At 42.5% G+C, this 21,061-nt stretch carries 13 protein-coding genes; 1 reads left to right on the forward strand and 12 read right to left on the reverse strand.

Features of this window, described 5'->3' with window-relative positions; all coding sequences use genetic code 11:
* Window positions 1-216: 216 nt before the first annotated feature.
* From ACYH0O_RS23000 to ACYH0O_RS23030, 7 genes are all read right to left on the reverse strand, one after another.
* Window positions 217-1,089, reverse strand: a complete 873-nt coding sequence (locus tag ACYH0O_RS23000) for an ROK family protein (RefSeq protein ID WP_482630471.1) — start codon at window positions 1,087-1,089, stop codon at window positions 217-219.
* Window positions 1,090-1,859: 770 nt separating this feature from the next.
* Window positions 1,860-3,782: a fructose-specific PTS transporter subunit EIIC gene (locus ACYH0O_RS23005; RefSeq protein WP_482630472.1), complete on the reverse strand. Its 1,923-nt coding sequence runs from the start codon at window positions 3,780-3,782 to the stop codon at window positions 1,860-1,862.
* Between the two features lie 128 nt (window positions 3,783-3,910).
* Window positions 3,911-5,857 (reverse strand): BglG family transcription antiterminator, encoded by a 1,947-nt coding sequence (locus ACYH0O_RS23010; protein WP_482630473.1) that lies wholly within the window; start codon window positions 5,855-5,857, stop codon window positions 3,911-3,913.
* 134 nt (window positions 5,858-5,991) lie between these two features.
* On the reverse strand, window positions 5,992-7,116 hold the full coding sequence (locus tag ACYH0O_RS23015; protein ID WP_482630474.1) for a glycerate kinase family protein: 1,125 nt from the start codon (window positions 7,114-7,116) through the stop codon (window positions 5,992-5,994).
* A gap of 63 nt (window positions 7,117-7,179) precedes the next feature.
* Entirely contained in the window at window positions 7,180-8,871 is a 1,692-nt protein-coding gene (locus tag ACYH0O_RS23020) for a sugar phosphorylase (RefSeq protein ID WP_482630475.1), read from the reverse strand.
* Window positions 8,872-8,883: 12 nt separating this feature from the next.
* The gene (locus ACYH0O_RS23025; RefSeq protein ID WP_482630476.1) at window positions 8,884-11,523 is read right to left on the reverse strand and encodes a glycoside hydrolase family 38 N-terminal domain-containing protein; all 2,640 of its coding nucleotides are present in this window, start codon (window positions 11,521-11,523) and stop codon (window positions 8,884-8,886) included.
* 66 nt (window positions 11,524-11,589) lie between these two features.
* Window positions 11,590-13,542, reverse strand: coding sequence for a fructose-specific PTS transporter subunit EIIC (locus tag ACYH0O_RS23030; protein ID WP_482630477.1), 1,953 nt, complete (start codon window positions 13,540-13,542; stop codon window positions 11,590-11,592).
* 426 nt (window positions 13,543-13,968) lie between these two features.
* On the opposite strand from ACYH0O_RS23030, the gene ACYH0O_RS23035 reads away from it, so the two are divergent.
* Complete coding sequence (locus ACYH0O_RS23035) at window positions 13,969-14,712, forward strand: MurR/RpiR family transcriptional regulator (protein ID WP_482630478.1); 744 nt, start codon at window positions 13,969-13,971, stop codon at window positions 14,710-14,712.
* 242 nt (window positions 14,713-14,954) lie between these two features.
* Here ACYH0O_RS23035 and ACYH0O_RS23040 read toward each other — a convergent pair whose 3' ends face one another.
* The 5 genes from ACYH0O_RS23040 to ACYH0O_RS23060 all read right to left on the reverse strand — a co-directional run bounded on the left by ACYH0O_RS23040 (window position 14,955) and on the right by ACYH0O_RS23060 (window position 21,059).
* Complete coding sequence (locus tag ACYH0O_RS23040; protein WP_482630479.1) at window positions 14,955-15,827, reverse strand: ROK family protein; 873 nt, start codon at window positions 15,825-15,827, stop codon at window positions 14,955-14,957.
* A gap of 115 nt (window positions 15,828-15,942) precedes the next feature.
* On the reverse strand, window positions 15,943-17,397 hold the full coding sequence (locus ACYH0O_RS23045) for an ABC transporter substrate-binding protein (RefSeq protein ID WP_482630480.1): 1,455 nt from the start codon (window positions 17,395-17,397) through the stop codon (window positions 15,943-15,945).
* Between the two features lie 71 nt (window positions 17,398-17,468).
* Window positions 17,469-18,434 (reverse strand): carbohydrate ABC transporter permease, encoded by a 966-nt coding sequence (locus ACYH0O_RS23050; RefSeq protein ID WP_149154680.1) that lies wholly within the window; start codon window positions 18,432-18,434, stop codon window positions 17,469-17,471.
* Window positions 18,435-18,466: 32 nt separating this feature from the next.
* Complete coding sequence (locus tag ACYH0O_RS23055) at window positions 18,467-19,405, reverse strand: ABC transporter permease (RefSeq protein WP_149154681.1); 939 nt, start codon at window positions 19,403-19,405, stop codon at window positions 18,467-18,469.
* Between the two features lie 166 nt (window positions 19,406-19,571).
* Window positions 19,572-21,059 carry a response regulator transcription factor gene (locus ACYH0O_RS23060; protein WP_482630481.1) on the reverse strand — a complete coding sequence of 496 codons (1,488 nt, stop codon included), beginning with the start codon at window positions 21,057-21,059 and terminating at the stop codon, window positions 19,572-19,574.
* Window positions 21,060-21,061: the final 2 nt, after the last annotated feature.

The following is a 21,061-nucleotide window of genomic DNA, read 5'->3' on the forward strand; positions in this document are numbered from 1 at the left end:
CCTATCAAACTCATCGAACCGGTTTCATTAATATGGGTTCATTATAGTTAATTAATATAAATAAGTCAATATTCAGAAAATAGTTTTTTTAAAAGAATTTCCTTCTTTTCTTGCATATTATTATAGAATATATTCCAACTATAAAACTTGGGAAAATTCCCGCAAAAAAAGATCGACCTCTTTATTTCTAAGTGATCGATCTTACAAAGTCATACTTTATTCGATGTTATAGGCTGAAACCAATCCGATTGCTCCTGCCAATCCAGCATTATCACCCAGATTCGGGGGAACAATATACTCTTCTATTCTCTCCATTATTTGTTCATGTTGAATATAATCTCCCATGATCGATTGTACATGAGTATGTATGAGTGGAAACAGCTGTTTCTGCTTCATTACCCCTCCTCCAAGAATGATCCGTTTTGGAGATAATATGAGAATATATTGAGTGATCGCTTGTGCAAGGTAGTAAGCTTCCATCTCCCATACCTTCTTCTCATTACTTAATTCATATGCTTTTCTTCCCCATCGTTTCTCAATGGCAGGACCAGCTGCAAGTCCTTCAAGGCAATCACCATGGTACGAACAGTTTCCTTGATAGGAGTCTTCTACGTGTCGCCGGACAAGGATATGTCCCATTTCAGGATGAGTCAAGCCGTGGACAAGTTTACCTTCCACCAATGCCCCTACACCAATCCCCGTTCCAACAGTGATATAAATACAACTATCGAGTCCTTTCGCAGCTCCCCAAAGACTTTCCCCCAGAGCAGCAGCATTTACATCCGTGTCAAATCCAATCGGGATAGAAAAGTGTTTCTTGAGTTCACCAATCAGATTCACATGATTCCAGTGCCTTTTCGGTGTGCTGGTTATGTAGCCGTAGGTAGAGCTTGAACGATCAAGATCAACCGGTCCGAAAGAACCTACACCTAATGCGCTAATCTTCTTATTTTGAAAAAAGGAATGGACATGTTCCAACGTTTCATCAGGAGTAGTCGTTGGAATTGTTACACGTTCGAATATATTTCCATCCTTGTCACCTACCCCACAAACAAACTTGGTTCCTCCTGCTTCAATTGCTCCAATCATCCTTTGTTGCTCCTTTCCATCACTTTCCAAAGTTCTAGTTATACTGACTTCTTTCCGAAAACCCTTACAATTACTATAATCGAATTCTCAACGTATAGGAAGGTTGTCTTTCTAGCCCGTCCGGTTTCATAACAGTAATTCTTTGATGGATACTCTTCATAGAATCCTGTAGCTTCTAGCCCTAAAAGCTAACTTTCTTTAAGTATCTAATAATTCCTACAGTCCTCTTCCCCCACCGACTCTAAAACACCTCTTTTAGCAAATATTGTTGCTATCTTAAGGAAGAAAGCAGTAGTTGATTTCCGCTACAGGTGCTCGCTTTCCGCGGGGCGTGAGTTGAGCCTCCTCGGGCTTTGCCCTGTGGGGTCTCAACTTTCCCGCTATTCCCGCAGGAGTCGAGCACCTTCCTCTCCAATCAACTTTCTGAGCATGTTTCTTTTTAAAAAGATAAATATTAGCAAACAACATTTTTTAAAGAGTGTTTTTTGACACCTTTTAGATCTGTCACGAAAAATCTCTTAAAGATGGTGAGAAAAAACTGCGTAGACTCCGGCGGATTTTGGTCGTGCCGAGACCCCGTTCGACTAAGCTGAAGAGGCTTGGCCGAACGCTAGCTGCAAGGAGCAGTTCCCCTCGCCATCCAGCACACACTGATTGACAAAGCCTCGTCAGAGCTTATGTTTAAAAACAACAATCTTTGCGAAAAGAGCCAACAGTAAAAAAAGAAACTCAACTTTTACAATAAAGTTGAGTTTCTTTCATTCTATCACCTATTCGATCATTTCTAATAATTTATAAGCTTCCTCTTTGTTTTCAGCATTCAACAACTGATTCCGATAGTCTTCGTCCATCAGCTGTCGGGAAAGTAGCTGTAAGATTTTCAGATGTTCATTTCCTTCACTCTCTTTCGGCACGGCAATCATGAAGATCAACTTGGCATCCGATCCATCCAGACTCTTCCAATCCACACCGTCTTTCTTGATTCCAAACACAACACTTGGTTTTGTAACGGCAGTGGACTTCCCATGAGGAATGGCAATATTCATACCGATTCCCGTGGTACTTTCTTCTTCCCGGTCTATGATGGCCTGTCTAAAATCGATGGGTGAAGTGATCGTTCCCGCTCTATCTAATTTTTGAATCATTTCATCAATAACATCGTCACGTGTAGAACCTTTCAAGTCAACATCAATCAGCGCTAAATTGGTTATATCCGTTAGCTTGTTGATTTCAATTGACTCCATTTGAGGTTGCTCTTCAGCAATTTCTGCTGAGTTCGTAATTTCACCCTCTGCTACCGCCTCTTCATCCGTAACAACATCCTTCTTTAAAAGGTTGATTACTAACGCGGTGACAACGGCACCAGCAATAACAGCAACAAAGAACATCAATACGTTATCCACCGCACCAAGGACAGCAACAATCGGACCACCATGGGCCACTCGGTCTCCTACATGACCAAGCATCGCAATGACGGATCCTGTCATGGAACCAACCATGATACTTGGGATGACACGGAGTGGGTCTTGTGCCGCAAATGGAATTGCTCCTTCTGTAATACCGAATAAGCCCATTGTAAATGCTGCTTTTCCTGTTTCTCTTTCAGAAGCCTGGAATTTCTTTTTGCCGATGAAAGTGGCCAGTCCCATCCCAATTGGCGGGATACAAATGGCTACGGCTATCGGCCCCATAATTTCATAGTTTCCTTCTGCAATCATGGCAGAACCGAAGAGGAAGGCAACTTTGTTCACCGGTCCTCCCATATCGAAGGAGATCATGGCGCCGAGTATGAGGGCAAGTAAGATAGAGCTTGTCCCTTGCATACCTGCCAGCCAGCCTGTTAGTACTTCAAATGTTTGAGCGACTGGTGCACCAATTATAAATACAAATGCCAGTCCGACAATTAAGGATGCCAACACCGGTATAATGATAATCGGCATGATTGGTTGAATGGCTTTAGGTACTTTAATCTTTTTAATATAAAGGGCAACGTATCCAGCCAGGAAACCAGCTATGATACCACCGATAAACCCTGCACCGGCTTCACTTCCATAGAAACTTCCATTCGCTGCAATATACCCACCGACGATACCCGGTGCAAGTCCAGGTCTGTCTGCAATACTATACGCGATGAACCCTGCCAGGATCGGGACCATGAATGTGAATGATGCTCCGCCGATCGCTTCAATGCTCTTCCAGAATGAATCCTCTGGTATGACGAGACCACCCGGCGTTTTCACTCCACCCATCGTCAAGGCAACGGCAATCAATAATCCACCAATCACAATGAATGGGATCATATACGATACGCCATTCATTAGGTGGCGGTAGATTGGGTTTTCTTTCTTCTCCGCCTGTTTCTTTTCTCCGGAAGTAGAGTGGTAGACAGGTACATCGCCACTCATTACTTTCTTAAGCAACTGCTCCGGTTTACGAATGCCATCCTGCACTCCGGCTACTAATACTTTCTTTCCATTGAACCGCTCTTTGTTTACGGTTTTATCAGCAGCAATGATAATACCGTCTGCTTCTTGTATATCCTTTTCAGTGAACTCATTTTCTACCCCGATGGAACCCTGGGTCTCTACTTTCAATTGGACCCCCAACTGTTTTGCTGCTTTTTCCAGATTTTCAGCAGCCATATAAGTATGGGCAATACCATTAGGACAAGATGTAATGGCTAGTAGTTTCATCTCTCATTCTCCTTTTCCGTAATCGCTTACAATCACTATACAATGAAAAGCCGAAACAAAAAGACCATTCTTTTACCGGAGCTCCGGTAAAAAGCCAAAAATAAGAAGCAAAGCCAATTCGCTTTACTTCATTCATTCTTGAACACAGATAGAAAGTTCATGATATCCTGTTGCACAATCAACGTTTGAATCTTCTTGGGGTCTTCACTCAAAGAGGAAATTTCGCTAAAAAGCTGTTTCACTTCTTTCTGCTCTTCATTTTTCACTGCCAATAGAAAGACTAATGATACTTTTTCTACGCCCCATTCAATAGGTTCCTTTAAGGTCGCAATACCAATTGCCGATTGCTTGATCAAGTCCGGGTGTCCATGTGGTATGGCTATCCCTGCCCCGATGGCGGTAGCTGACATTCTCTCCCTTATCATGGTGCTTTCGATATATTCTTTTTCGACGTAGCCTTTTGAATAGAGAGAGGCAGCGAGCTTCTTTATGACCTCATATTTGTTTGTTTCTTCCTGTTGAATAAACACCAAAAATGGATTGGTATATTTTAATAAGATAGATTCCTCAGGTGATCGTTTTAGGGAGCGTTTATCCTGCTTTAGCCACTGCTCCAGACGTTCTTCATCACTATTTTCCAACAGAGGTGACACGACGATATGAGGGACGTTGATTTCCGGCAAAGAAATGGTGCTGATCACTAAGTCCACTTCTTGCTTACAGAGGAAATCCTGTAATTCAGACTTAGCAATACTTCCTAAAACGTGTACAGAATAGAATTTCCGTTCAATTTTCGTACGCAATAATTGAGACATACCGATACCCATATGACAAACCAGTACAACTTTTGATGTGGTTAGATGTTGATTTTTGATTCTCTCAAGTGAAGATTGAAAGTGTATGGTTAAATAAGCTGCTTCTTCTTCAGGAATATCAAGAGCTAATGATTGATTAATATCCACTAACGAAAGCATCATTTGATCAAACATATAAGGATACATTTTCTTGATTTCATGTAACATGACATTCGAGACAGGCAGTCCATGTTCCAAACGATTAAGTGTAGAATGCAAATGGACGTTTAATCCTTCCCATAATTCCCGGTCATTAGTAAAATCGATGTTCGTAGATCGGGATACCCGATCCACTAGCGTACTCATCACCTTTAAGAGAATAGGATTGTCATCTTGAAAGCTTTGGTTTAGGGTGTCCTTCTGGGATCGATATTTCCCGCCAAGGAAATGAAGGGTCAAGTATGCCTTTTCTTTATCAGGAAAATGAATGGAGAAGAAAGGTTCAAGCTTCTCTAAGAAATCAACAGCCCAACGATACTCGGTTTTCTTTTGTAAAAAAAGACGTTCTTCCTCTGATATAGAAATGATTTGTCCCAGTTTGGTCCTCTTGATCATAAGAAGAGTATGAAGGACAATCCGTTCAAAGCTTTCGTCAGTAAAACGCAGAGCATATTTCCGCTGCACTTCTTTCAGCTCCGTATTTACAACACTGAATTCTGTAGTAGAAAATTGATCCTTCATGAAATCATGAATAAGCGCTGGATGATTGACCATTTCCGATAAACGGGACAAGGCTGAGCGCTTATTCTTTTCTGTGCCTTCTAATGTTAAGCCTACCTTTTGCTTTGTACCTAACTTAATATCAAAACGCTTTAACCATGTTTCAATTTTTTCTATATCTCTTTTTATAATGGCCTTACTCACGTAAAACCGGCTCATAAAGTCCTGAGATGTGACCGGAGTAGTATCCATTAGTAGATGATAGGCTATTTGAATAACCCTTCTTTCGTCATCATGGTCACTCAATGACGCATCAGTGGAATGGAGGAGACCGAACAGCTTTTTTTCATCCTCTTCGTTCACTTCCAAACAGACACCCAGTCCAGGTTTTCGAATTAGTTCAGCAGAAGAAATACCTTCTAAAAAATGTTGGATCGATTTCAAATCGTTCCGTACCGTCTTTTCAGAGCACTGTACTTGGTCGGTAATATTCCTTACTAATATATAATGATTGGATTCACCTATAAGCATACGCAGGATTTCGTTTTGTCTCTCATTCATATTTTCACCTTCTTTATGTTTGAGACAATTATCTACCTTATGATACTTTTTGCTTATGGAAATGTAAACTCGGTACTGGGATTGTTGTTCCAAACATAAAAATAAGGCGAGGTTCTAGTTCCCTCGCCCTTCCATCATCTTAACAATCGCACTACCTGCTCAACCGTCACCCGGATCTGCTCACTCGTCACCTCACTCTTTAACGCTTCCTTCAGCGACCGGCACTCCGTCTGAATCGAAAATACAGCATCAAGATACTGATTCACCTCTGCCAAATCCGTATCAATCCGACCCGCGATCCCGATCACTTTCTTACCGTGCTTCTTCGCAAGCCTCGCAACCCCAACCGGCACTTTCCCCATCAGTGATTGCTGATCCAGACTCCCTTCACCGGTAAAAACAATATCAGCCTGCATCACTTTCTCTTCTAATCTCGTAAGCTCCATAATCGTATCCACCCCCGATTGAAGAACCCCGTTCAAAGCCGCCATAATACTTCCACCAAGCCCTCCGGCAGCTCCCGATCCAGGGACATCCTGGACGTCGATCCCATACACTTCACTAAATAGGGAAGAGAGCCTCACCAAACCGGCGTCAAGTTCTCCTATCCCCTCAGTAGTTGCGCCCTTCTGTCTGCCAAAAATATGGGCAGCACCCATTTTTCCGTAAAAAGGATTCGTGACATCGCTCGCAACCGTGAACGAGCATTTCTCCAGTTCGGGTAACCGCTCATGATCAGAAAAGGAAGCTGCCCTAAGCAATGGATTCCCTTCTACCCCAAGCTCTACTCCGTCCTCATCATAAAATGTCCATCCCAAAGCCTGCAACATCCCGACTCCCCCGTCGTTCGTAGCACTGCCCCCAAGGGAAATGACAATGTTGCGATATCCGTTCATGACGGCATCCTTTATCTGTTCACCCAAACCATAGGTATTCGCCTTCATCGGATCCCGTTTCTCAAATGGTACAAGGGGAAGTCCGCTGCTGCGGGCACTTTCAATAAACGCAGTGTCACCATTAAGAACAACATAACGTGCAAGGACAGGGTTCATTAAGGGATCATTGACCGGGACTTCCTTCTCTTCTCCATCCAGACATGAGAGCAGGGCATCCAGGGTTCCCTCTCCACCATCTGCCATGGGAGAGTTCTCAACATGAGCTGATGGCATAACAGAAAGGATCCCCTTACGAGCCGCTTCTCCCACTTCAAAAGCTGATAATGAATCCTTATAGGAATCAGAAGCTATTAAAAAATTCATATCACACACGCTCCTATGAAAAGGTGCCAGAAGCCTGTAAAAGCGACTGGCACCTATATTGATCTATTGTTTTACCCACATGAATTCATACGGATTTAATTCAACTTCTCCACTTACTTCTTTCCCGCTCTGTAAATCGAAGCCTGGGTGAGGAAGTGTTACATCTACGGGAGCAGCATCCAGATTGACTATAAATATGATGCTCTCTCCTGTTTCCTGATTAAAACGCTTCAGTCCGAATAGATTGGCCCCCAGTTCCAGCACTTCCTGCCCTGCGTACGGAGAAAAAGCCGATTCCTTCTGACGGATCGAAATCATTTCCTGTAAGCCTTCAAAGATCCCTTTACGACGGGAGTTTGTCTCTAACTCCTCAAGGATGCTTGAAAGCTCCAGCTTCTCGCGATTGATCCTGCGGTTGATGCCTGACGTTTCAACCCCGTATTCATCATTGTGAGAACCCAGTAAGGAATGATAATAAATGGCCGGAACTCCCACAAACGATAACAGGATCGAATGTGCGGCAAGCATCTTCTTTACTTCCAGCTCTTCTGTCGTATCCTCGCCTCGGTTGACCAATGCTGCTGAATAGTTGATGTTCAACTCATATACAGACTGGCTTCCGTCACTATTGGCTTTGTATGAAACACGCCCGCCGTTCACGGTCACTTTGTCCACGAGCAGTTGCCTCTCCTCATTAGTCAGAATTCCCTCAGTCGGACGCATCCCGATTCCGTCATGACTGGCAAGGAAGTTGAAATAAGTCGCAGTATCCGATACGGTATCAATCGTTTTCGCCCATTCCGTCAGCTTTTCACCATTGTGAGTCGTCAATGAGAACAGCACCAACGGAGGCAGGGAGAATTGATAAACCATATTGGCTTCATCGGTTCCATCCCCGAAATAGCTGATATTTTCTTGATGTGGGACATTCGTTTCCGTAATGATTTGTGTATTTGGCTTAAAGAAGTCCATGACTTCTCTCCACAGCTTGATGATTTCATGTGCCTGGGACAAATGGATGGAGGTTGTACCTGATTCCTTCCAAATGAAACCGATGGCATCCAATCGGATACTTGTCCCGCCCTTACTTGCATACTCAAGTAAAATATCCGTCGTTTCCTCCAATACCGGGAAGTGGCGGAAATTCAAATCGACCTGATCTTCACTAAACGTCGTCCAGGCCGTTTTCACGCCGTCCTGTCCTTCGTATTCATGATACAAAGGCGATGTGCGGGGACGAACCACTTCACTTGCATCAAAAGAGGGATCCTTTGGAACAAAGTATTCCTTGTATCTCTCTTCACCATTGATATAACCTTGAAACCACGCACTGGATTTCGAAATATGATTGGCAACAAAATCAAACATCAAGCGATAATCCTGAGCCAGTTCTTCAATGTTCGTCCAATCCCCGAGTTTCGGGTCCACTTGACGGTAGTCCACGACGGAGAAACCATCATCGGATGTATAAGGAAACATCGGCAGCAAGTGAACGTCCGTAATCGAACCCTTCACCTTTTCATTTAAGAAGGTACGGAGAGAAGCAAGTGTGGGCTTGCCCTCTTCGTAAATGCTGTCACCATAGGTGATCAGATAAACGTTTTCTTCAGACACAGGTGCTGCGCTTTCCCAGGAATGACGACTCCATTTATCCACTAGCCCTGTAAAAGAAGTCAGGAACTCCTCTTTGAAATCTTCCCCATAGATCGTTCTTAATCTTTCTTCCACATTTCTTACTAATTCTTGCTTTGTCATGACTTCACCTTCTTATGATAGTTTTAATGTGAGGTGGCTCTTCGGATTGACTCTCATCTCCGTGCCCGCACTTTCCTGGTATTCCTCCGCAAGATTCGTGATGGAAACCTTACTGAATTCATGATTTAATTTCACGGTTTGAACGATTTCAGTCGGATTGAACAAGCGAATGACTATCGACTTGTCATCATAAGCGCGTTTGCAGCTGCTCATGACAATGGAAGAGTTGTCCATTTCAAATAGTGAAACAGCTTCCGCCATCTCCTTAACCGGATAAGGAATTTCAAAACGCTCCAGGCGTTCTTCAAAAGTATTTAAGCTTTGTTTCTGATAAGAAGCATGTCGATCAACATATTGATTCGTTAGGTCAAACATCGCCACCGGCTCTGCATCCCCGACATAAATGCCGTATTCAAACACCATCTTCTGCTTCATCTGCGCGTCAGGGGTATAAACGACTTTATTGTTAATGCCCGATGCTCTTCCCGGACGCCACAACAGATCATCTTTCCCTAACAGACCAACGCTTCTAAATAAAGTAAGAGCGAGTTCACCTGAATCTTCAAGCACTTCATATTCCTTGATCCCTCTTGTAACGGCTGCAAAGGTATGAGATTCGGTCGATACCCCTGCAAAGTTTTCAAGTGAATAAATAGGGACAGGTGCTTCTGCAAACCCTTTTTCTTTCCAATCCTTCATATACGGATTGTTCACATTCCGCTCAATCAGCCCGAACCCCTGATCGGCAAAGGAAGTCTGAGGTTTGTTCGTCCCTGTGTTCAATCGAACGCGTACACGATGATCCTCAACAGAATTCTCGATCGTATGTTGAACCCGAACGAACTTTTCATTTTTTCGAAGCTCAAGAGTCGAGATGATCACCAACGCTTCACTGTTGATTTCCGACTGGCGGTCCTCCAGGTTTCCTGGTACAAGGGCCTCATGCTTCACTATGATTTTCTGTGATAGTCCACCTGCTTCTACAGAAAGCAGCTCTCCATTTTCCAACCATAGAGGTTGATCACCTTCTAAAGGAGAGAAGTCATAGGAATCTCCTGCATCACCAACGTTTTCAAATCGAAGCAGATTGGAAATTACTTTGCCCATACCTTTCTCAGTCAGGGTCAGATTACCATCCACGAATTCCACTTTTACGTGTTCATTTTCAATCGCCTGACTTCCGCTCTCTTCAAGCTTTTTCATTCCTTCGCTGAGTTCTTCAACGATATATGTCTTGTACCCGATTCCCGCAACATCTTTCAATTCTGCCAACACGACGGTACGATAATAACCCGGCACTTCTACCTGCTTCTCGCCTTCCGCTGTCACAACGATTCTTTTACCGCCGCTTATATATTCCTGGTCGATGGCTTCCATATCAACAGGCTCTCCGCTTTGATCCTTCACGTTGAATTGATCAGATTTTGTAAACAGGACAGCCTCCACAGTCCCGGAAAATACAGACGCATTCGTGTTAAAGAATACATAAATGGAGTCCTTGCCAAGTTTGTTGCTGATCGCTTCAGTCATTTGTTTCTTCAAGATATTCAGGAGTCCTTCTGCAATCCGGTTCACCTTTTCCAGTCGTTGAACGATATCACGATTGGTATCATCGGAGTTACACCCGCCGATACTGTCGTGGGCATGGACATCAAAGAGTTCCTTCCACATTCCGTCTAACCATGCCTGGGGATAACGAAGGCCCAAAGATTGACCAATGACGGCCAGTGGCTCCAGTACATTCAAAATCTTATGTTCAATTTCATAGTTTGCTTTTTTAATATCATAGCGCTGGGAACGAATCGTGTTATGAATGCGGGATTTCTGCGTAGCCGTCAGTTCGCCTTCAATCACATTCGAAAAATCCGCCTCGTTCTCCCAGGCGTCCTTCATGAAGGTCTCATAGTCGGAAAGGACAAACTCATAGTCCTCTGAGCTTTCATTCAGCCGCTTAATGGTTTCAGGGAAATGCTCACGCACAAGCACCTGGTCCCCGCCTGCCGGGAGAAGGAGATGGTCACTATTCTGATTCATATCAGCCAGTTTCTCCAGAATCGGAAACAGTCTATCCTCTTTATATTCCTCTGAAGCTTCAAGGAATTTCCCCGGTCCATATCCGAAATAAATATTGTTGGCATGCACCGTTTCACCGTCTGGGGATTTCCACTTGAAATTCAAATCACCTTTCAATTGGTCGGTGTAGATTCCGCGCTGAAGGACGCTGTTGTCGATACCGAATCCTTTGAAAATCGAAGGCAGATACTGATTCTGCCCGAAAATATCAGGAAGGTAACCACAATTCATACTGTGACCGAAGCTCTTGGAAATCTTCGTTCCGTATAACAGATTACGTATGATGGACTCTTTATGCACGAGAAGGGAATCGGTCTGCGTATACCAAGGTCCGATAAATAGCTGCTTCTCTTCCACAAGCTGCTTCAATCGGTCCCTGTTTTCAGGACGGACCTTCAAATACTCCTCTACGATACTTGCCTGAGCATCGAATACATAACCCGTATAGTCTTGATCTGTTTCAAGGACATCTAAGAGATGATCCAGGTTTTCTGCAAGTAATACATTTGAATCTTCTATTGTAAAATACCACTCACGATCCCAGTGGGAATGAGGTACGACATAAACGCGCTTTTTCATGGATGTTCCCTCCAAATAATAGGTAAAGGGTTCCGGGTCCATAAAGACCCAGCCCCCTTTTTTAGATTATTTTTCGTTCTTTTTCAAAAGTGCAAAGCGGATGAAAATATTTGCGAAGGCGATGAATAACGCCCCGACAGCTAGTCCGATCAGGTAAGCCCAAACATTTTCAACGAGCGGCCAGCCCCAGATAGCAGGGAGTGGATACCACTGAACTGCCCCAAGGACTACAGCTGTTACAGATCCTAAAATAGCTCCAATGATGTTGATCGGTATCGTGATCAGCGGGTTACGAAGCATAAATGGAATCGCTCCCTCACTGATGGCGATAAATCCAAGTAATAATGACGTATTCCCTGCCACTCGCAGGTTCGCATCGAACACACGGCGACCAACTACATACTTATCGATAACCGTCGCCAGTCCCAAACCGATCGGCGGGATAACGATGGCTAAAACCCGGGCTGTTAACGGATAAATTTGATCAGCAGCAAGTCCAATGGCAATCGCTCCGGCTGCTTTGTTGATCGGTCCACCTAAGTCAAAGGCAGTGGCAGCTGCGATGATACTTGCGAGCACTACATTCCCTGCCCCTTGAGCTGCTGTGATCCACTCACTTAGAAGCGCATTTAATCCGCCGAAAACGGGATCAACAATGTAGAAATTCAGGAAGAAAATCGTTAATACGGAAATCGCAGGGATGATTAACATCGGTTTCATTGCGATTAAATTTTTATTTAACTTAATTTTTTCATTTAAGAATTTAGAGACATATCCGGCCGTTAATCCAAGGATTAGTGCCCCTAGGAAGCCTGATGGAATGCCACCTTCGATTCCCCAGAACGTGTAGTGAAGTCCTGCTGCAAACACCCCTCCAATAAACCCTGAAACAAGTCCAACCCTGTCGGCTATTGAATAAGCCACGAAAGCCCCGAAAATCGGATACATAAACTTAAAGATCATACCGCCAAATTTATCGAGATGATGAAGGATCACCAACAGTTCATTTGAGTGAGTCGCATACTTAATATCATGAATTTGATCTACGAGTCCCAGCGGCATGGCAGAGAGTTTCGCAATCCCCATCATCAGACCTGCTGCGACAAGGACAGGAATCATATAAGAAATCCCGGTCATGACCGCCTGAGTGATTTCAGACAGAAGACCTTGCTTATTACCTCCAGTAGAAATCTCTTCTTCACTACTGTCCCCCGAAACGGTTCCATCGGGATTCGTCAACGCGCGATTAATGATTTCCTTGGCATGCTTCAATGGTTCCGCTACACGTGTTTGAACGTAAGGCTTCCCAGCGAAACGTTCCTTATTCTTAGGAGCAATATCGGTAGCGAAGACAACGGCATCCGCCTCTTTCAAAATCCCCCCCCGGTGCTCATCTTCAATCCCATTCGCACCCTGTTTCTCCGTTAGAACGCGGACACCCATTTCACGTCCTGCTTTTTCCAATGCCTCTGCAGACATATACGTGTGGGCGATACCCGCTGCACAGGCAGTGATGGCCAGTACCGTTTTGGTATATTCTTGAGGAGCCTCGACTGCTTCTTCCTTTTGGTCCAGTAATGTTAGAAACTCTGAAGGTGAAGAAGCGCTCATCAAGTTATCGATATAACCTCTGTCCATAAGTCTTGTACTCAGTTCAGAAAGGACACTTAAATGGGTTGAACCGGCTTCTGCATCCGGAATGGCAAGCAGGAACACGAGCTGGACTTTGTTCGTCGGATCAATGCTTTCCCATGTATCGATGCCGTTTCGAAGTCTGGCGACGGCAAATTTCGCTGTCTTTACAGCTGAGCTTTTCCCATGGGGGATCGCAAGCCCTGCCTCTAATCCTGTAGGAGATATCTGTTCCCTCTCAAGTACGGCTTGTAAAAAATCTTCCTTAGACGTTAAAACATCCTGTTTATATAGCGCATCCACAAGCGTTTCAAGAATCTCTTGTTTTGAGTTTGATTCAATATCAAATATGACCAACTGTTCATCTGTCATGTTTCTTAATTCCATGAGTTTCACCTCTCTATAAATGATGGTTATTCTTCGTAAACACTGTTGCTAGTTTCACAGGGAACGAAGTAGTTGATTTCCACTCCAGGACGCTCGCTTTCCGCGTGGCGGGCGGTGAGCCTCCTCGGCGGAAGCGCCTGTGGGGTCTCACCTGTCCCGCTATTCCCGCAGGAGTCGACCGTCCTTCCGTTCCAATCAACTTTCTTAGATACGGTTGTACAGAATCCTTATTTAAACAACGTTCTGAGTATGTGTCTGAAATCCCTTACAATGTAGTTATAACACAGAAATCACAAGGTCTTTTGTACATCCAGCGTACAATTGTACAGAATGAAAACCTTATCATGAGTGAAGTAGGTAAAAGAGTATAGCAATCAGTGATATAATGAATGATAAACAATGAAACGGTTTACAAAGGAGTATTCTATGGGGAAAGTATTGGATCGATTTTCTTCTCATATCGGAGAGCTTACATACGCAGAAAAACATGTCCTTTATTATGTGGAGGAGAATTTGGAGACAGCGAAGAATCAATCGCTGACCGCCATGGCCGAAAGCAATAGCGTCAGTACCACTACGATTATTCGTATGTGTCATAAGCTTGGGCTCGGGGGCTTCTCTGAATTCAAGTTTAACCTAAAGAGCATCGATGAAAACGTAGGGCCGGCAGAAAACATGCTCGAGCGTTATCGCCAGGATACAAATCGAACACTTGAGTCTTTACGAGTGGAAGAATTAGAAAAAATCAGCCAACAGCTTTTACAAGCGAATCGGGTGATGATTGTAGCCGTGGGGTTAACGAAGATGGCGGGAGAATACTTCAGCAAACTGTTTATGCAGGTTAACAAGCCAACGTCATATGTGTATGAATCACATATCATCGATCTGCTCCCAAATATGGTGCAGCAGGATGATCTCATCGTCTTCATCTCATCCAGTGGAGAGACAAAGACCATTGTCGGGGCAGCTGAGAAGATCCGTTATAAGAATGCCGACTCCCTGGCGATCACCAATTCAGCAGACAGCACACTGGCCAAACTCACCCGGAACGCCATCAGCGCCGATGTACAAAAAGTACAGTTTGCGGGGTATGATTTGACGCCTCGGTCTACGATGGTGATCTTGATTGATTTGATTTTTGAGTTTTATTTGAAGAAGGTGATGAAATAATCATTAAACAATTGTTTAGTTGGATTCTTCCTATTGCCTAGGGGTTTCCTATGATTAATCAAACGTTTGTTTAAATCCATACAAAGGAAGGATACGTATTCAAAAAAGCACTCGAATACATAATAAACATGAAAGCTTCAATAACCTCAATTATTCCTAATGTCGTGGAAAAGCTTATAAAACGTAAAAGACCTCAACAACATCAATCATTCGTTAAGGTCTTTTCAGCAACTTCCCCTATTTTATTTACATGTTTTTAGTACACCTTCCCTGGCTAAAAACAGCGATCCCATCACTCCCTGATTGTCATTCAATTCAGGAGGCACAATATACTGTTCAAAGTCGTCAATATTGACATATTGATTAAGAAGTTTTGCTACTTCCCCTCGAATGAGTGGGTATAAAATGGTTTGCTTCATGACTCCGCCACCCAAAATGATTTTTTCTGGAGCGAGGATCAGAATGTAGTTTACGATGGCTTGGGCAAGATAGTAGGCCTCAAGTTCCCAAACTGCTTGCATCTCTTCCAGCTCGTCCCCTTTCTTTCCGTATCGGGTATGTATAGCCGTACCAGAAGCAAGGCCTTCTAAACAATCCCGATGATAGTGACAGCTGCCTTCAAAAGAATCTTCTGAGTGCCTGGGTACATAAATATGGCCCATTTCGGTATTGAAGAGCCCCTTTGACACTTTACCATTTTGAACACATCCCGCCCCAATCCCCGTTCCGACGGTTATATATAAACAACTGTCGGACTCCTGTGCAGCTCCTGAATGAAATTCCCCCAATGCCGCTACATTCACATCTGTATCAACATAAACAGGAACAGAAAAGTGACTTGAGAGGGCTTGATAGATATTGAAATTCTTCCAAAGTTGTTTAGGAGTATTTAATAGTTGTCCAAAATTGTTTCTATTCTCATTTAATTCTATCGGCCCAAAACAGCCTACTCCAATCGAAGTTAAAGCGTAATTGGAAAAGTATGAGTAGACGTTCCCTAATGTTGTCTCAGGATCTTGAGTAGGAAAGACCGTCTTACTTATGATTTCCCCCTTCTCATTTCCGATGGCACAAACAAATTTCGTTCCACCGGCTTCTATTGCACCATATAACATGAATCTCCCTCCAATTGAAAGAAGGGTTCCAACTTGTCTGAACCCTTCCCTTCAAATTATTATCCATTGTTGCTAATCGTGTAATGATATAAAGGAGAGGTGTCCCCCCGCGCTCCTATTGTTCCTTCTTCCACTCGTCATATTGCTTTTGAATTTCATCCAATACTTTCTGCATGCCGGCTTCGTTTAGCTTTTTATTGAAAGCCGGTAAGTATTCTTCAGGATCTACAGCACCTTTTAATAATGCAGGAGAGAATTCACTTGTAACATTCGAGATTGCGGCAATTTCTGTTCTAACCGGATTAGAGTCAAAATAGAAACCAAGTGCCGGAGACGATTTTGCGCTTTCATTGAATCTTTCAAATGCCTCCCATTTGTCTGCCGGATCATCTTCGTAAAGCTTTAGGATCAGCTGATTCCCGATTGCAAAGCTCGGCATGTTATAGTTTTCAACACGAGCAGGTAAGTCTTTAATCGTTCCATCTTCGTTTTCTTCATAGTGAACTCCTTCGATCCCTTTATCAAGCAAGTTTCTTAAATATTCGTCGGAGTTTAATAGATTCAAGAACATCATGGCTCTTTCAGGATGTTTTGAGGTAGCTGAAATGGCTTGCATGGAACCAGTCACTGAGTTATTGAAGATATACGGTTCATGAAGTTCTCTAGTCACGATTTCATATCCTGCTGATCTGGACCAGATGTCTTCTGCGTATGGTTGATAAATCTCTTTACGGACGAACCAGTTAGCCGTTTCCAGGGGCCATGAGTCTGTGCTTGTTGCTGCATCTTTTTGGATATAGCCTTTTTTATAGTATTCATGCATCGTTTTTAACGTTTCCATCGTAACATCTTCTTCGTATTTGTTCACAACCTCATCCGTGTTTCCATCTAAACGGAAGGCAAATGGTAACTCCTCTTGAAGGATGGAGTCGAACGGAAGATACGCATCAAATGTAGCAATAGGTGTTACATTCTTTTCTTTTTCTTTAATAACAGCCAGCAACGGCTCTAAATCTTCAATTGAGTTCACTTTTGAAATATCCAGTCCATGTTTTTTTACCAGTTCATTATTAAAGGAAAGGACGGCTTGCTGACCTACTTCTTTATTCGTTGGTACTGCATAAAGTTCCCCATCAATCTTAGCGCCTTCAAGGAATGCCGGGTCAATTAGCTTCTTCATGTCTTTCCCGTATTCATCCATTAAGTCACTCAATCCAACAAATGCTCCCCTTCTTGCATTTAATGCGTAATTGTTGGCCCATGAGCTTGTGAAGGCAATATCATACTCTTCTCCAGAAGTTGTGATAACCTGCATCCGATCATTATACTCTCCCCAATCCAGAAGTTTAAGGTCGATAGAGGTGTTGATCTTTTCCTTCGTGTACTTGTTTACCTCTTTCATGACATCGTCAACATCTTTTTGAGGTGTTCCGATTAAATACCAGGTCAGAGTAACATGATCCTTCGTGGAGTCACCTGATGTTTCCCCGCTTGAACTTTTCCCGCTACATGCTGCCAATATCCCCATAAGCAGCACCAATACAAGTGAAAGTACCCCTACTTTTTTCATTTCCATCCCCCAGTTCGTTTAATTGATTTGGTTCTATCAAAAAAGGATTTGCTTTCCTTCAATGAATACGATCAATCTTTTACTCCTCCAATAGTCAGCCCTTTTATAAAGTACTTTTGAAAGAAAGGATACGATAAAGCAATCGGAAGAGTGGCAATAACCACCATCGCCATTCTAGCTGAATCTTGCGGAATTGATTCTAAGATTGAACTGTTTTGGTTCGATAGCATGGCATTCTGTTTAATAAAGTCCATATTGTTTTCAATCCGCATTAATAGCGATTGCAATGGTATCAAGTTCGGATCGTCAATGAAAAGGAGAGCGTTAAACCAATCGTTCCAATATGCAAGGGTATTGAATAGTGCAATGGTTGCTATACCTGGAACAGATAACGGCAGAACAATGGTTAGAAATATTCTCCACTCTCCAGCTCCGTCGATGCGGGCGGACTCAAGTATTGCCTCAGGTACGGATCTTAGGAAAAATGTTCTCATGATAATGATATAGAAAGCATTAACTGCCATTGGAAGAATTAAAGCCCACATCGAATTCTTCAAATCCAGAAATTGTGTCATCACGATGTAGAATGGAACCATTCCTCCGCTAAATAGCATCGTGAAAAAAGCGATAAAGGTAAATTGCTTTCTGAATATAAACTGCTTTCTTGATATAGCATAGGCATACAATGCAATGACCGTCACACTGATGAAAGTACCTAATACTGTAACCAAAATGGTTACTCCATAAGCTCTCACCACTTGTGCTTTCATTTCCCATAAATACTTATATGCTTCCAAACTCCACTGTTCCGGAATAAGTTGATAACCATTTTCCGCTAATGATTGTTCATTACTAAGCGAAATGATAATCACATATAAAAATGGAAATATACATAGAAAGGCAAAGGTACCAAGCAATAGATGCATAAAGATGCTCGTCTTACCTGAGAATCCATAAGGGTTATACGTTTTTTTCTTCGATTGTTTCTTATCTGCTTCCTTCTGGTAACTCGTCGTGACATTAGTGGATGTTTCCATCTAGTACTCTCCTTTCTCTCTAAGGTATTTTCTTAGAACAAGGCATTATCTTCATCAATCTTTCTCACAACATAGTTAGTTATTAGAATTAATATAAATCCAACGGTTGCTTGGTATAAACCAGCTGCTGTACTCATTCCTATATCCCCCATTGTCATCAATCCTCGGTAAACATAGGTATCGATAACATTCGTTACAGAGTAAAGAGGTCCCGAGTCACGAGGGATTTGATAGAACAATCCGAAATCGGCGCTGAAGATGCTGCCAATATTCAGTATCGTTAATATCACAATGAGTGGCATGATCATAGGAATGGTAACGTGACGAATCTGCTGCCACTTATTTGCTCCATCAATCATTGCCGCTTCATAATGCGTCCTATCAATACCGACAATGGCAGCAAGATACACAATACTGCTAAACCCTACACCTTTCCACTGGCTAATAACTGTGATGAAATAAGGCCAATATTTTGGTTCGTTATACCACGAAACGGGCTCTATATTAAAGAAGCCCAGCACACTATTAAATAATCCCTTGTCTACACTAAGAAAGGCGAATACAAAGTAACTAACTACCACCCACGATAAGAAATGAGGAAACAACATTCCAGTCTGATAGATTTTGGCTAATTTCTGCTTCGTTATTTCACTTAATATAATGGCTACGGCTACGGATAATATCAATCCGACTATGATAAAGAGGATGTTATAGAGTAGGGTATTTCTCGTTATGACAAACGCATCATTTGTACTGAACAAGAACCTGAAATTTTCAAATCCCACCCATTCACTGTGAAATACGCTGGCGAAAAAGCCATCCGGATGAAACCGAAAGTTCTTAAATGCAATGATCTGCCCAAACATGGGAATATATTTCATGACGATGAGCCATATAAACCCTGGTAAAATCATTAATAGCCATATTCGGTTATCGTACACATTTTTAACAAATCGATTGACTCTGCTCATGTTTCTCCTCCCTTCTAATCTCTATAATTCAATTATATGAAAACCCTTACATGATAAAAAGTTGAGATACCTTAGATTTACTGGTCAAAATAAATACAATCATTGGAATTGACTCTATTTTTAGGAAACTATCAAAAAAAAGCCTCTTAAACGAAGAGACTTTTTCTCATGCTTGTGAGTGTTGTTTTCTCCACTCAGATGGGGTTGCATGTTCGTATTTTTTAAATTGCTTATAGAAATAAGTAGCATCCGTATAACCTACTTTTTTGCCGATATGCCCCGCTTTTTCATGTGAATTCATTAAGAGTTTCTTAGCCCGGTCAATTCTCAGGTGGTTCAGATATTTGGTGAAGGAGTCTTTGACTTCCTTTTGAAATAATTGTCCTAAATAGATAGGATTGATGTGAAAACGATGGCCGAGAGTTTTCAAGGACATGTCTTCTGAGTAGTTCTGATGGATATAGGTAAGAACCGTTTGAATGATCGGACTCTTCTTCTCTTCTCCACTCTCATCATGTTCTATGTACCTTATGCATTGATCCATGATGGCAAGGGCGTCTTCATTACCTTGAAGGTACAGAATTTGATGGATTAATTGAACGTATTGAGAATACTCCAAGGAAATCAGAAACTTGTTTTTCATCTGAAAGAAGTATTCAAGCATGATGCTTTTTATAACGAATACGTCTTTATCCTGTTCTAGCTGAGTGAAGATTCCACTTAAATAATTGCGTACAGTATCATATTCCTGATTGGCTAAGTGCTCCAGAATATCTGGTTTCAGGTAGTTAATCGTCTGCTTTTCGGATGTTGACGATTTCAAGTGCATTTCCTCTGCTATACGATGATCTTGATCCGGTAGCAGCATCTTTAATTCACACGCCATTTCTAACTCCCGGTATACCTTCTCGGCATCTTTGATGAAATCTACCCTTCTACTCATGACAACAACGTGTTCTCTCCCGTTGCATTCATGCTCAACAATCGAGGAGACTTCCGCTTTCTCCTCTTCAAAAGACTCATCAGACCAAATGAGGAGAATATCCCCCGAAGGTGTAGTGATCGCCAATGTACTAGTTTCTTCCTCGATCGTTTTCTGCAGGTGTATCGCTTCTTCCAATTCTGTTTTTAACAAACCTAGACGAAGAGGTGTTTGAATATTGACCATTGGGTAAAACGAGATTCTTTCTTTAAAATCATTCTCCGTCATTTTTCTCATCAGCCATCTCCAAATGGAGTGATCGCGGAGAATAAGAATAGACTCTTCTTCTAGTGTTATCCGATCTATTTTTTCTTTCAAGTGGAGTATGGTAGACAAGAGCTCATCTTCATTAATGGGCTTTAATAAATAATTTTCAATACCAAGTTTCAGGCCTTTTTTCACCAAGTCAAACTCTTGAAAACCTGAAAGAATAATGGACTTAATCGATTCTTTTTCCTTGCTTATCCTCTCTATCAACTCAAGGCCGGTTAGTTCAGGCATTTTAATATCAGTGATTAATACATCAAACTCAATTTCCCTGGACAGTTCTAATGCCTCCATGCCATTCTTCGCCGTAGCCACAATGGTAAATCCAATGTCTTCCCAATCAAGTATATACTTCAACCCTTCTAGAATAAGGGGTTCATCGTCTACCAGCATAACTCTTATCACTT

Source organism: Rossellomorea sp. H136 (assembly GCF_056838065.1).